The following is a 12,841-nucleotide window of genomic DNA, read 5'->3' as shown; positions in this document are numbered from 1 at the left end:
CCTCAAATCTTCTTCAGCGCCGCCTTGAAGCGCTTGCCGTTGGCGACATAGTGCGCGGCCGAGGCGCGCAGCCTTGCGGCCGCGGCCTCGTCCAGCGTCCTGATCACTTTCGCCGGCGAGCCGACGATCAGCGAATTGTCGGGGAATTCCTTGCCTTCGGTGACCAGCGCACCAGCGCCGACCAGAGAATTCCTGCCGATCCTGGCGCCATTGAGCACGATGGCGCCCATGCCGATGAGGCTGTTGTCACCGATGGTGCAGCCATGCAGCAAGGCGCGATGGCCGATCGTGCAGCCTTCACCGATGGTCAGCGGAAAGCCGGGGTCGGTGTGCATGACGGTATGTTCCTGCACATTGGTATCGGCGCCGATGACGACGGGCTCGTTGTCGCCGCGAATGACGACGCCGAACCAGAAGCCGGCATCGCGGCCGATCCTGACGTCGCCGATCAGCGTCGCGTCGGGCGCGATCCAGTTTGAACCCGCATCCTCGAAGCTGGGCTCCGTTCCATCGATCGCATAAAGCGGCATTGTCGGTCTCCGAATCGTCTCAGGCTGGAATGCCGGACCCTAGGAGACCGATCGACCATGAAGCAATGGCAAGCACGACAATGCCGAGCGCCAGCGCCCAGGCCATCGCCGTGCAGCCGCATGACAGCAGCGCCACTGTCGAAATACGGCGCTCATGCCGGGCATCGAGCGCATCGTTGACCAGCATGAAAAGTCCGGCACAGGCGGTGGCCGCCAGCGACCGCAGCACATGCGAGGCCGAAACATAAGGCTCGGCAAAGGCGACCTTGCGGCCCGACATCAGCTCCATCGTCGAGCCGGTCACACCGCAAACCGTCAGCCCGACGACAAAAGCAAACAGAAAGAGCTCCACACCGGCCACATTAACCCTCCATTTACCATGAAATCGCACAGTCGTTTCAGGAAGGCTGCAAGAGCCATGCCGGGTGATGTGTGCCGTAGAGGGACATCATCGCGATGACTGGCTGGGATGGGGACGGAGATGAAGCAGGCAGCGATTGCCGACGGCCCTGAACTCACCGTGGTCGATTCCATGCTGATGCGGCGGGTTTTCTATGCCTTCGCGGCGCTGGCCCTGCTGTCGATCGCAATCAGCCTCGGCGGCAAATGGTTCGGCCGCTCCATTGCAATGGCCGGATATTCCGACGACACAACGCTGCGCCAGGTGGTGATCGGCAAGAATGTCATTGCAGTGCCGGCCAATTTCATCCGTTTCCAACAGGCCCGGCGCGACGGCATTGCCTCTCGCCTCGATCTTTATCTGCGCTATCCCCAGATGGACGGCTACAGCGAAGCCGCGCGCGACGATTTCAACCATTCCGGATCGAACAGAAACATCATCTTCCTGTCCTTTGAACAGCAGATGATGTCGCGCGACATGAGCGGCCGCTTCGCGCCGATCTACAGCGCGCTGATCGTCCAGCCCGGCATTCCCGGACCGGGCGGCACGACGGTCTATGGTTTCGATGAGAAATCAGGCTATCTGAACGAGGTGCTGGTTGTCGGCAAGCGTCCCGGCAAGGACCCCTTCGTGGCCCGCTGCCTGAGCGGACAGAGCGCGGGTGAATCGCTGGCGCCCTGCGAGCGGGACATCCAGGTCGGCGACGACCTCAGCCTTACCTATCGCTTCCCGAAAGAATTCCTGGACAATTGGCCGGCGCTTGACGCGGCAATCACCGCCGAGGCGGGGCGAATCCTGAAGACCATGCATTGACTGAGGCCGGCCGCGTGGACGCAGCCTGACCCCGGATCGCGGGCTCAGCCCAGATCGATGTCGAGGATCGCCATCGAGAAATTGTAATCGCCGTCGTCCTCGTCCTTGAAGACGATGCCGAGGAATTCCTCGCCGACATAGACTTCGGCCGAATCTTCCTTGCGCGGCCGTGCCTTGACCACAAGCTTGGGGTTCTGGAAGACGCGCTTGAAATAGGCGTCCAGCTTTCTGATTTCGTCCGGCTTCAACGGTCTTCTCCGATTATCGGCTTGCTGATTTGAACGGCGCTTCTGGCACGTCGACAATGGCGATGTAAAGGCAAGCCGGCCGTATTGCACCGGAAGTGGCCGCACGAGCGGGCAATCCCCGCCGGGCCAGCCGGTGCGAAAAATCAGATATCGAAGCTGACCACGTGGTCCATCTTCTGCGATGGCAGAAGCTGGTCCATCTGGCGCGAAGGCTGGTCGCAGCCTGTCTCGCCGACGACACGGGCCGGTACGCCGGCAACCGTCTTGTTGTGCGGCACGGGTGACAGCACCACCGAGCCGGCAGCGATCTTGGAGCAATGACCGATCTCGATGTTGCCCAGGATCTTGGCGCCGGCGCCGATCAGCACGCCATGGCGAATCTTGGGATGACGGTCGCCGCCGGCCTTGCCGGTACCGCCCAGCGTGACACCGTGCAGGATCGACACGTCATCTTCGATGACCGCGGTCTCGCCGACGACGAGGCCGGTCGCGTGGTCGATGAAGATACCCTTGCCGATGCGCGCGGCCGGATTGATGTCGGTCTGGAAGACCGAGGACGAGCGGCTTTGCAGATAGAGTGCGAAGTCCTTGCGGCCCTGGTCCCACAGCCAATGCGCCAGCCGATGGGTCTGGATGGCATGAAAACCCTTGAAATAGAGAACCGGCATGATGAACCGGTCGCAGGCCGGATCGCGGTCATAATAGGCCTGGATGTCGACGCGCACGGTGGTCGGCCAATCCTTGTCGTCGGCCAGCATCGACTTGAAAGTCTGGCGGATCAGATCGGAACCGATATCCTGATGCGCAAGCCGTTCGGCGATCCGGTGGATGACGGCCTCTTCCAGGCTCTCCTGGTTGAGGATCGTCGAATAGAGGAACGCGGCCAGCAACGGGTCGCGATTGACCGCTTCCATCGCTTCGTCACGGATCGAACGCCAGATCGGATCGACCGGCTGCAACGCGCTGTGGCGGGAAATGCTGATGCTGTTCATCGACGTCTTGTCCTGCGTCCTGCCGGCTTGCCAGCTGTCTGGCCGCACATATAAGCCAGATCATAGCACGATTGAACTCAATTTTCCTTAGTGCTTTGTCAAATGGATTTGGTTCGCGGGAATTCAAGCAGCGATGGCAAACGAACCCTTGATCGACCAGCCCCTCATGACCGAGCTTTCAGCGCTCTACCGCGCCGAGGACCGCCATTACCACAACCTAGCGCATATCGAGGCAATGCTGGCGTTGGCTGGCGATTATCGCGCGTTGCTGCAGGATCCCGAAGCCGTGGAAGCCGCGATCTGGTTCCACGACGCCATCTATGACAGCAAGGCCAAGGACAATGAGCGGCAAAGCGCCGCCCTTGCCGAGAGACTGTTGGCCGGGCGAGCCGCAACCGATCGCCTGAGCCGCATCGGCATGATGATCCTGGCGACCGCCACGCACCAACTGCCGCAGCTCGACGGCGAAGCCGCCATGCGGGACGCCGGCCTGTTTCTCGACATGGATTTGTCGATCCTCGGAGCCGCACCGGATGCGTTCGATGCTTACGAGCGCGCGGTCCGCCGCGAGTATGGCTGGGTGGAGGAGCCGATGTGGCGCGCGGGCCGTGGCGCGGTTCTGAAGAGTTTCCTCGAGCGCCCCCGCATCTTCCACACGGAGGAATTCCGCCGGCGCTTCGAGCCGCAAGCCAGGCTCAACATCGCGCGCTCACTGGCCGCCTTGCAAGGGCCGGAGTAATCGATAGCTGCCTAGCCTAAGCGAAAGCCGTGGCGGGTTCCTGATCGAACAGCGCCGCGAGAAACGCCTGGACAAGCGAGCGCTGTGCGTCGGTCTTGCGATAGGCGACCCGATGGATCGAACTGAAGGCGTAGGCCCTCGGCTTGATCGCCCGCATATCGCCCGCCGCCACCCACGGATCGGCGAAATGACATGGCAGGAAGCCGATGAAATTGCCGGACAGGATCAGCATCAACTGCGCTTCCATATGCACGACCGACGCGCTCGCCCTGGGATGGCCGACCAGATAGAGATCGTCGAAATGCCGGTAGCTGCGTACCGAGAAGCGCGCCGCGTCGATCGCGCCCTGGTCAATCCTGGCGTCGGGGACCGAAAACAGCGGGTGCCGGCGTCCGCAATAGAGAAGATGCGGTTCGCCGCAATAATCCCGGTAGACGACGCCGGGCGCCTTCTGCGACAGCGGCCCGATGACGATGTCGCGGCCGCCATCGGCGACCTGCTGTTCCAGTTCGGACGGCGTACCGACCGAAAGGTCGATGAAAACTTCTGAATCCGGCCCCATGAAGCGGCCGAGCGCATGCTGGATGCCCAACTCGCTGCTGGTGAACACCCCATCCGATGTGCCGACCCGCAAGCGGCCGGACAGGCTACCGCTGGCCGCGTTGATACGGTGTCCGAAATCGTCGAGGTCGCGAAACAGTCTCTGCGCCGCATCGTAGGTCGCCTGCCCGACCTCGGTCAGCCGGAACTGCTTTCGTCCGCGGTGGCAGAGTTGGGCGCCGATGCGCTTTTCCAGTTCCGCCAGATGCGTGCTGAGCGTCGGCTGCGAAAGGTTCAGCGTCATCTGCGCGGCGGCGAAGCCGCCTGAATCGGCCAGCGCCACGAAAACGCGCAGCAGGCGGATATCGATATTGTCCAGCCGGCGCATGCCGTCCCCTCGCCGACACATCGATATTATTCGATGTATCGTTCTAAATAAACTCATTTACATCAATGTCTGAAATGGCGAGCCTGTGCAAAACAAATTGGGGAACAATCATGAAATCGTTACTCGCCTCCGCGCTGTCCGCGGCCCTCGTGCTTGCCAGTTCGCAGCTTGCCCTCAGCGCCGACCAGATCCGCATCCTTGCGCCGACATGGCTGGGTTTCGCACCGGTCCACATCGCCAGCGATCTCGGCTGCTTCACCGCCAAGGGGCTCGACGTCAGCATCAAGTTCGAGGACGACCTCACCAATGTGATGGCGGCCATGGCGCGCGGCGACATCGAGATGCAGATGCGCTCCGTCGGCGAATATCAGGGCCGCCCGCGCGACGCCTCCACGCCCGGCATCATCATCGGCACGATCGATGAATCCGTCGGCGGCGACGGCGTCATCACCGACGACAACATCAAGTCGGTCGCCGATCTCAAGGGCAAGGTCGTCGCGGCCGAGCCGAACATTCCCTCACGGCTGCTGCTGCAGATGGAACTCAAGCAGGCCGGCCTGTCGCTGAAGGACCTGCAGATCAAGGACATCGCCACAGCCGACACGGGCGCGGTTTTCGTCGATCCCTCCATTGCCGCGATCGCGACCTACGAGCCGTTCATGTCGCAGGCGCTGAAAGCTTCGACCCGTCCCGGCGCCCGCATGCTGATCTCGTCCAAGGACCATCGTGGCATCATCATCGATGCCATCATTGCCCGCAATGACGACTTCAAGGCCAACCCCGACAAATACGCCCGGTTCCTCGGCTGCATCTATGAGGCCGTGGACTTCATCAAGGCCGAGCCGGCGAAGTTCGCCGACATGGCCTCCAAGCATTTCGGCCTGACGCCGGCGGAAGTGACCGACATCGTCAACTCCAGCCTGTCCTACACGACGCTCGCCGAATCGCAGGCCTATATGGGCAAGCCGGGTGAAAAAGGCACGCTGCACGGCATCTTCGATACCGTGATGGAGCTCAACCTGGAGAATGGCGCCGCCGACAACAAGCTGGTGGCGGCCGACCAGATCGACAATTCGGCGATCAACAAGATCCCCGCGAAATAGCGCAGATGCTAGAGGGGCATGGCATGGCAACCCCGGCTGCCGTGCCATGCCAGTAACGTCAGCCGTCGGTCACCGAGCCTCCTTAGATCGTCAGGGATAGTCATTTGTTCAGCAGCCTGTTTGTTTTTCGCGGCCGTGCGTCGCCGATGGTGGAGTTCGCCGTCAGCGTCGCCGCGGCCGTGCTGGTCGTCGCCCTTTGGGAACTGGCGGCACGCGCGGGCATCATCGCGCCGCAATTCCTGCCCTCGCCGAGCCGCGTCGTCGTTGCCTTGTGGACCATGCTGACCGAGCAGAACCTGATCTGGCACGTCGCCGTCTCGACCGCCCGCGTCTGGATTGCCTTCCTGCTCGCCGCCATCATGGCGATCCCGATAGGCATCATGATGAGCAGCTACCGCATCGTCGGCGCAGCCCTGGAGCCGATAATCGACTTCATCCGCTACTTGCCGGTTCCCGCGCTCGTGCCGCTGTCCATCATCTGGTTCGGCGTCGGCGAGGAGACCAAGATCTTCCTGCTCTGGCTGGGTACGTTCTTCCAGCTTGTCCTGCTGGTTGCCGACGACATGCGGCGCGTGCCGCAGGAGTTCGTCGAGGTCGCCCGCACCGTCGGCGCCAATTCCAGACAGGTGATGACCGATGTCGCCCTTCGCTGGATGGGACCGACGCTGCTCGACAATCTCAGGATCACACTCGGCTGGTGCTGGACCTACCTGATCATCGCCGAGATCGTCGCCGCCGATTCCGGCATCGGCTACGTCATCTGGACGGCGCGACGCTTCGTCAAGACGCCGGAGGTCATGGCCGGCGTCGTCGTCATCGGGCTGATCGGCCTCGTCACCGACCAATTGCTTCGCCTGCTTCACCGCCGGCTGTTCCGGTATCTGTGAGGAGCATGGCAATGACCAATTACGTCCAATTCGTCGACACGGCGAAATCCTTCGGCCCCGTCAATGTCGTGCGCAAGACCAGCCTTGGCCTCGACCGCAATTCGCTGGTCGTCTTCCTCGGTCCATCGGGCTGCGGCAAGACCACCCTGATGCGCATGGTCGGCGGCCTCGACGAACCAAGTTCCGGCTCGATCCTGCTTGGCGGCGAGAAGGTCGTCAGGCCGGATCGCCGGCGCGGTATGGTTTTCCAGTCCTATTCGTCCTTTCCCTGGCTGACGGTGGAGAAGAACATCGCCTTCGGCATGCGCTACAGGAAGGACCTCGACGCCGCGCAGAAAGCGGAACGCATCGGCCACTATCTCGATCTCTTTGGCCTCGCCGACTTCGCCGGCTCCTATCCGAACCGCATTTCCGGCGGCATGCGCCAGCGCGTGGCCATCGCGCGCACACTGGCCGCCGGCTCGGATGTGCTGTTGATGGACGAGCCTTTCGGCGCGCTCGACGCGCTGACCCGCGAGCGCCTGCAGGTCGAACTCCGGCAGATCCAGATCCGCGAGGAGAAGACGGTCATCTTCGTCACCCATGACGTCGAGGAGGCTGTGTTCCTGGCCGACCGGATCATCCTGTTCTCACGCCGGCCGGCATCGGTCGTCGCCGATATCGACGTGGCGGCCGAGCTTGGTCCCGACCGGCCGCTGGAAATCCGCGAAACGCAGAAGTTCTTCGAACTGCGCAACAAGGTGCTGCACCTCATCCGCAATGAGACCGGAGTGGTCGTATGAACCTCTCCTTCTCCGGAAAGACCGTCGTGATCACCGGTGCCAGCCGCGGCATAGGGCTCGGCATTGCACGCGGTTTCGCTGAAGCCGGCGCCAGCCTTCACCTCATCGCCAACGACGCCGCCGTCCACGAACGGGCGCGGGAACTGGGCGCCACCGGCGCGCAGGCCGACATCGCGGATCGTGCGGGGGTCTCGGCGGCTCTCGATCCGGTCGCCCGCATCGACGTGCTCATCAACAATGCCGGCCTCGAACTGATGACGCCGATCACCGACGATGGCGACGAGAATGAAGCTGCTTTCAGGCGCATCGTCGAGATCAACGTCATCGGCACGGCACTCGTTACCGCGCGCGCCCTGCCGCGCATGCAGGCTGGCGCTTCGATCATCAACACCGCATCGATCTGGGGGCGCGTGGCGGAAGCCCGGTTCGGCGCCTATGTCGCCTCCAAGCACGCCATTATCGGCCTGACCAAGACCTGGGCCAAGGAACTCGGGCCAAGAGGCATCCGCGTCAACGCGGTCTGTCCCGGATGGGTCCGCACCGAGGCATCGATGCGCTCGCTCAGCCGAATGGCGCAAATGGATGAGATCAGCGAGGCGGTGCTGCTGGAAAACATCGTCGGCGCACAGGCCCTGCCCGGCCTGATGGAGCCAGCCGATATGGCCGGCACCTACCTGTTCCTGGCATCGGAGCTTGCCGCCAACATCACCGGGCAATCGCTCGGCACCGACAGGGGAGAAGTGCCTTGGTAGTCCCGCTGCATGGAAAACGCGCTCTTGTCACCGGCGCGGCGAGCGGCATCGGCCGCGCGACGGCGCTCGCCCTGCGCGAGGCCGGCGCCACGGTTCTCGGCCTCGACCTGAAGGCTTCCGAGGGTGACATCCCGATCCTTGCCTGCGACCTCGCCAAGGAGGCCGATATCGTTGCGGCTGTCAGGCAAGGGGTCGAGCGCATCGGCGGCTATGACATCCTCGTCAACAATGCCGGCATCCTGCAGGAAGCATCGCTCGAAGCCGTCTCGCTCGACCATGTCGACCGCATGTTCGCAGTCAATGTGCGCGGCGCGATCCTGGTGGCGCGCGAAGTCCTGCCGCATCTTCCCGATGGCGGCCGCATCATCAACATCGCCTCCGAGCTCGCCTATCTCGGCCGAGCCAACGCCTCGGTCTATTGCGCGACCAAGGCGGCGCTGCTCGGGCTGACCCGCTCCTGGGCGCGCGAGCTTGCGCCACGAATACTGGTCAACGCCGTGGCGCCAGGCCCGACCGATACACCGCTTCTCGGCTTCGAGGCCTTGAGCGACAGCCAGCGCGCGCTGGAAACCACCCATCCGTTGGGGCGGATCGGCCGGCCGGAAGAAATCGCCTCGGCGGTGGTCTTCCTGGCCGGCCGAGGCGCCACCTTCTTCACCGGACAATGCCTGGGCGCCAATGGTGGCGCGGCCATGGCTTGAGAAGAGATGATCATGAAAGACAGCGTTTTCCTCGCAGAACTGCCGTGGCCGGAAGCAGAGAGACGGATCGCCGCTGGCGCTCCGGTCTTCCTGCCGCTGGGCTCGACGGAACAGCATGGTCACCACATGGCCATGAACGTCGATGTGGTCATCCCGACCGCCATTGCCGAGACGGTGGCGCGCCAGGTCGGCGGCCTCGTTGCGCCAACCGTCGCCTATGGCAACCGTTCACAACCCCGCACAGGCGGCGGCCCGGCTTTTCCAGGCACGATCAACATCACGGCGCATACATTCTCGCTGATCGTGAAGGATGTGATCTGCGACCTCTACCGCCAGAAAGTTCGGCGCATCGTCGTCCTCAACGGCCACTACGAGAACATCGGCCCGGCAATCGAGGGCATCGAACTGGCGCTCGACGCCATTGGCCGCGACCGGGCGACCGACCTGACCATCCTGCGCATCGACCATTGGGAGACGGTGCGCGCCGAGACGCTGGCAAGAGTGTTTCCCGACGGCTATCCGGGCATCGAACTCGAGCATGCCAGCGTGATCGAGACTTCCATGATGCTGGCGCTGCGCCCGGAACTGGTCGACCTCGGCAAGGCGCTGCATGACGGCCCCGCGCAGTTCAAGCCCTATGACCGCTATCCCAGGCCAGCCGAGGAGGTGCCGCCTTCCGGGGTGCTGTCGCTGACCGAGGGCTCGTCGGCCGAGAAGGGCCGATGGCTGCTCGACGACTGCGAAACGCGGATAGCCGAAATCGTCAAACGCGAATTCCTCTGAGGTTCAGACATCATGAGCAGCAATTTCTTCCAGCCGATCGACGCCTCGGCCGTTCCCCGCTTTGCCGGGTTGTCGACCTTCATGCGGCTGCCGGCGGTGACGAGCGCCGAGGGGCTCGACATCGCGCTGGTCGGCATTCCCTGGGATGGCGGCACGACCAACCGCGCCGGCGCCCGGCACGGCCCACGCGAGATACGCAACCAGTCGAGCCTGATGCGCCGCGCCCACCACGTCTCGGGGATCGAACCGTTCAGCATCGCCAACGTCGCCGACGTCGGGGATCTCTCCGTCAACCCGATCAACCTGCTGGACGGGTTGAAGCGCATCGAGGACGGCATCGCTGCGATCGTGGCGGCGGGCGCCATTCCGCTCGCCGCCGGCGGCGATCATCTGACCACGCTGCCGGTGTTGCGCGCCGTGGCCAGGAACCGCCCGGTCGGCATGATCCATTTCGATGCCCATTCCGACACCAATGACAGCTATTTCGGCGACAACCCCTATACGCATGGCACGCCATTCCGCCGCGCCATCGAAGAGGGTCTGCTCGATCCCAGGCGGGTCGTCCAGATCGGCATCCGCGGCTCGATCTATGAGCCCGGCGAGCACGATTGGGCGGTCGCCCAGGGCATCCGCATCATCTACATGGAAGAGTTCGTCAGGCGCGGCGCGGGAAGCGTCATGGAGGAGGCGCGCGCCATTGCCGGGACGGGGCCGACCTACATCACCTTCGACATCGACTGCATCGACCCGTCAATGGCGCCGGGAACAGGCACGCCCGAGCTTGGCGGCTTCACGACCCGGGAGGCCCAGGAAATGGTGCGGCTGCTCGAGGGCGTGAATATTGTCGGCGCCGATGTCGTCGAAGTGGCGCCGCCCTTCGATCTCGGCGGCATGACGGCACTGGCGGGCGCAACGATTATGTTCGAGCTGCTCTGCGTGCTGGCGAGGTCGGTGCAAGAGGCGAGAGTAAGGAAATAAGCTCCAACCGGGGCGGAATCAGAGCGGATATTCGGCGTAAAATTCCAGCACGCGCTGCTTGAAGGTCTTGTCGCCGACCGCCAGCATATGGTCGCGGCCCTCGATATGAAACGCCCGGGCGTTGGGCATCAGGGCCGCTAGTTCGTCCGGCGAACCGCCAATGTCGTCGGTGGTGCCGACCGCGATCAGTGTCGGCTGGGCGATGCGGGCGATGTCTTCTTCGCTCAACAGTTCGCGCGAAGTCGCGATGCAGGCAGCAAGCGCGCGCCGGTCGCTGCGGGTCTGGTCGGCGAAGGCGCGGAACGAGCGGCCGCGCGGATGCGTGGTCGCGGCCGGATCCTCCGCGAGCAGGGCCGCCGCGATCGGGTCCCAATCGCCGACACCGTCGATCATGCCGATGCCGAGACCGCCGAAGACCAGCGTCGCCACCTTGTCGGGGTTGGACAGGGCCATAAACGCCGCGACGCGGGCACCCATCGAATAGCCCATGACATGGGCGCGCTCTATACCGAGATGATCGAGCAAGGCTGCTGCATCCGAAGCCATCTTGGCAGGCGTGTAGTCGGCCTCGTCGTAGCTCTTGGACGACGAGCCATGGCCGCGATTGTCGAAGGCGATGGCGCGATAGCCGGCCTCGTTGAGCGTCTTGAACCAGCCCGGCGACACCCAGTTGACGTAATGGCTCGAAGCGAAGCCGTGGATCATGAGCACGGGATCGCCCACACCCGACGATGGCTGGCGATCGAGGAAGGCAAGGTCGAACCCGTCATGGGAGAAAAATTGCATTGGCGGACGATCCCTGGCGCTCAGTCGGAATCGACGTTCGGGGAATCACCCTTGTCCGCTGGCGGCATGCCTGGCCCGGACGCGGTGCCGATCACGGGATGGCGCAGCAGGTCGCCGTCGGCGATGCCATCCCTGGCGGCCGTGCCGGCCTTGAGCTCGAGCACGAAGCGCACCGGCTCGCCAGGCGACAGGATCGCCTCGGACTGCGGCTCGCCTTGCTTGATCGCGCGAATCCTGCCGTCCTGGCCGACAAAGATGAGGTCCAGCGGCATTGGCGTGTTCTTCATCCAGAAATTGACGTCGCGCGTCTCTTCGAAGACGAACAGCATGCCATGATTGGCGGCCATGTCGTCGCGAAACATCAGGCCTGCCTCGCGCTCCGGTTCGGTGTCCGCGACTTCGATGGAAAAGGAGCGTTCGCCCTTTTTTGTCACCGCGACCAGCGGCGCGGGATCGACGGGCAGGATCATCGCCCGGCTGTCAGCCTCGCTTGGCACCTGGAAATAGAAGAAGGCGCTTGCGGCGACCATGACAGCGGCAACGGCGCACATCACGCCTGCCGTCAGCCAGTTTTTGTGAACCATGAGAAATCCTCGGCCGGGTCGCCCTAGTGCGAAACCGGCAAGGTGCCCATATCGGGGTGAATTTCGGCGGCCATAAGGCCTTTGTCACCGCGTCCGAAACGGACGAGCACGACCTGCCCCGGCCGGAGCTCGGTTATGCCGTAGCGGCGCAAGGTCTCCATGTGGACGAAAATGTCCTCGGTCCCCTCGCCGCGCGTCAGGAAACCGAAACCCTTGGTGCGATTGAACCACTTGACCAAAGCGCGCTCGAGCCCGCTCTCCGCGGTCACCGCGACATGGGTGCGCTGCTCCTGCATTTCAGCGGGATGGACCGCCGTGGTGACATCCATCGAGAGCACACGGAAGGCCTGCAGGCCGCGATCTCCGTGCTTGACGAGGCAGACCACGCGCGCCCCTTCCAGGGCTGTCTGGAAACCGTCGCGCCGAAGGCATGTCACATGGAGGAGGATATCGCCCGAGACACCGTCATCGGGCAGGATGAACCCGTAGCCCTTTGCCACATCGAACCACTTGATGGCGCCGGCAATTTCGGTCAGGTCGGCGGTATCGCCGCTGTCGTCGCGTTTCAAGGCGTCGCCAAGGGTTCCGGCCCGCCCCGTCAAAGAGGCCTTTTCCCCCATAAGAATGCCCCCTTTTTTCAAGAACACCGCAACTGATTCTTGACACCAGATTAACACCGCGGCTTCCGGTGTGTGCAAGACCTGCCGTGCCTTTTTTCACGGTTCATTGGGGGAATACCGGATTTGTTCTTTGCCGGCATTGCTTGCCGCCGCACGATTGCCCTTTGGCCGGGCCGACCCTATGGTGCGCCCAACCCCAACACGCCGAGGAAAAT

General features: G+C 63.4%; 17 protein-coding genes. 9 read left to right on the top strand and 8 right to left on the bottom strand.

The window, feature by feature from the left end:
• Positions 1–2: 2 nt before the first annotated feature.
• Positions 3–530: a gamma carbonic anhydrase family protein gene (locus FFS37_RS06555; RefSeq protein WP_137930117.1), complete on the bottom strand. Its 528-nt coding sequence runs from the start codon at positions 528–530 to the stop codon at positions 3–5.
• A gap of 19 nt (positions 531–549) precedes the next feature.
• The gene (locus tag FFS37_RS06550; RefSeq protein WP_137930116.1) at positions 550–891 is read right to left on the bottom strand and encodes a DUF6949 family protein; all 342 of its coding nucleotides are present in this window, start codon (positions 889–891) and stop codon (positions 550–552) included.
• A gap of 120 nt (positions 892–1,011) precedes the next feature.
• On the opposite strand from FFS37_RS06550, the gene FFS37_RS06545 reads away from it, so the two are divergent.
• Positions 1,012–1,743 (top strand): hypothetical protein, encoded by a 732-nt coding sequence (locus FFS37_RS06545; protein ID WP_137930115.1) that lies wholly within the window; start codon positions 1,012–1,014, stop codon positions 1,741–1,743.
• Positions 1,744–1,787: 44 nt separating this feature from the next.
• On the opposite strand, the gene FFS37_RS06540 is transcribed toward FFS37_RS06545, so the two are convergent.
• The gene (locus FFS37_RS06540; RefSeq protein WP_137930114.1) at positions 1,788–1,991 is read right to left on the bottom strand and encodes a DUF3126 family protein; all 204 of its coding nucleotides are present in this window, start codon (positions 1,989–1,991) and stop codon (positions 1,788–1,790) included.
• 143 nt (positions 1,992–2,134) lie between these two features.
• Positions 2,135–2,983, bottom strand: a complete 849-nt coding sequence (gene cysE / locus FFS37_RS06535) for a serine O-acetyltransferase (RefSeq protein WP_137930113.1) — start codon at positions 2,981–2,983, stop codon at positions 2,135–2,137.
• A gap of 133 nt (positions 2,984–3,116) precedes the next feature.
• Here cysE and FFS37_RS06530 point away from each other — a divergent pair, with 133 nt between their 5' ends.
• Positions 3,117–3,722, top strand: a complete 606-nt coding sequence (locus FFS37_RS06530) for an HD domain-containing protein (protein ID WP_137930112.1) — start codon at positions 3,117–3,119, stop codon at positions 3,720–3,722.
• Positions 3,723–3,738: 16 nt separating this feature from the next.
• Here FFS37_RS06530 and FFS37_RS06525 read toward each other — a convergent pair whose 3' ends face one another.
• Positions 3,739–4,650, bottom strand: a complete 912-nt coding sequence (locus FFS37_RS06525; protein WP_137930111.1) for a LysR family transcriptional regulator — start codon at positions 4,648–4,650, stop codon at positions 3,739–3,741.
• Positions 4,651–4,760: 110 nt separating this feature from the next.
• Between FFS37_RS06525 and FFS37_RS06520 the strand changes: the two genes are divergently transcribed.
• The 7 genes from FFS37_RS06520 (at position 4,761) to speB (ending at position 10,636) form a co-directional block, all read left to right on the top strand.
• Positions 4,761–5,753: an ABC transporter substrate-binding protein gene (locus tag FFS37_RS06520; RefSeq protein ID WP_137930110.1), complete on the top strand. Its 993-nt coding sequence runs from the start codon at positions 4,761–4,763 to the stop codon at positions 5,751–5,753.
• 104 nt (positions 5,754–5,857) lie between these two features.
• Positions 5,858–6,640, top strand: a complete 783-nt coding sequence (locus tag FFS37_RS06515; protein WP_232375588.1) for an ABC transporter permease — start codon at positions 5,858–5,860, stop codon at positions 6,638–6,640.
• Between the two features lie 11 nt (positions 6,641–6,651).
• Positions 6,652–7,422 (top strand): ABC transporter ATP-binding protein, encoded by a 771-nt coding sequence (locus FFS37_RS06510; RefSeq protein ID WP_232375587.1) that lies wholly within the window; start codon positions 6,652–6,654, stop codon positions 7,420–7,422.
• Positions 7,419–8,174: an SDR family NAD(P)-dependent oxidoreductase gene (locus FFS37_RS06505; protein ID WP_137930108.1), complete on the top strand. Its 756-nt coding sequence runs from the start codon at positions 7,419–7,421 to the stop codon at positions 8,172–8,174. Before FFS37_RS06510 ends, FFS37_RS06505 begins: the two co-directional genes overlap by 4 nt.
• Positions 8,168–8,875, top strand: coding sequence for an SDR family NAD(P)-dependent oxidoreductase (locus FFS37_RS06500; protein ID WP_137930107.1), 708 nt, complete (start codon positions 8,168–8,170; stop codon positions 8,873–8,875). Before FFS37_RS06505 ends, FFS37_RS06500 begins: the two co-directional genes overlap by 7 nt.
• A gap of 12 nt (positions 8,876–8,887) precedes the next feature.
• Entirely contained in the window at positions 8,888–9,658 is a 771-nt protein-coding gene (locus FFS37_RS06495) for a creatininase (RefSeq protein WP_137930106.1), read from the top strand.
• Between the two features lie 12 nt (positions 9,659–9,670).
• Positions 9,671–10,636 carry an agmatinase gene (speB, locus tag FFS37_RS06490; protein WP_137930105.1) on the top strand — a complete coding sequence of 322 codons (966 nt, stop codon included), beginning with the start codon at positions 9,671–9,673 and terminating at the stop codon, positions 10,634–10,636.
• Positions 10,637–10,654: 18 nt separating this feature from the next.
• Here the strand turns inward: speB and FFS37_RS06485 are convergent, their stop codons facing one another.
• From FFS37_RS06485 to FFS37_RS06475, 3 genes are read right to left on the bottom strand one after another with little or no spacing between them, the layout of a single operon-like run.
• A complete protein-coding gene (locus tag FFS37_RS06485; protein ID WP_171026188.1) occupies positions 10,655–11,422 on the bottom strand; it encodes an alpha/beta fold hydrolase in 768 nt (255 codons plus the stop codon).
• A gap of 20 nt (positions 11,423–11,442) precedes the next feature.
• The gene (locus tag FFS37_RS06480) at positions 11,443–12,006 is read right to left on the bottom strand and encodes a DUF192 domain-containing protein (protein ID WP_137930103.1); all 564 of its coding nucleotides are present in this window, start codon (positions 12,004–12,006) and stop codon (positions 11,443–11,445) included.
• Between the two features lie 23 nt (positions 12,007–12,029).
• Positions 12,030–12,626 carry a cold-shock protein gene (locus FFS37_RS06475; protein ID WP_137930140.1) on the bottom strand — a complete coding sequence of 199 codons (597 nt, stop codon included), beginning with the start codon at positions 12,624–12,626 and terminating at the stop codon, positions 12,030–12,032.
• Positions 12,627–12,841 lie beyond the last annotated feature (215 nt).

Origin of the sequence: Mesorhizobium comanense (genome assembly GCF_005503535.1) — a bacterium.
In the GTDB taxonomy this organism is placed as follows: Bacteria; Pseudomonadota; Alphaproteobacteria; order Rhizobiales; family Rhizobiaceae; genus Mesorhizobium; species Mesorhizobium comanense.
The sequence above is the reverse complement of the archived record's forward strand: the minus strand, read 5'-3'. Positions and strand labels throughout refer to the sequence as shown.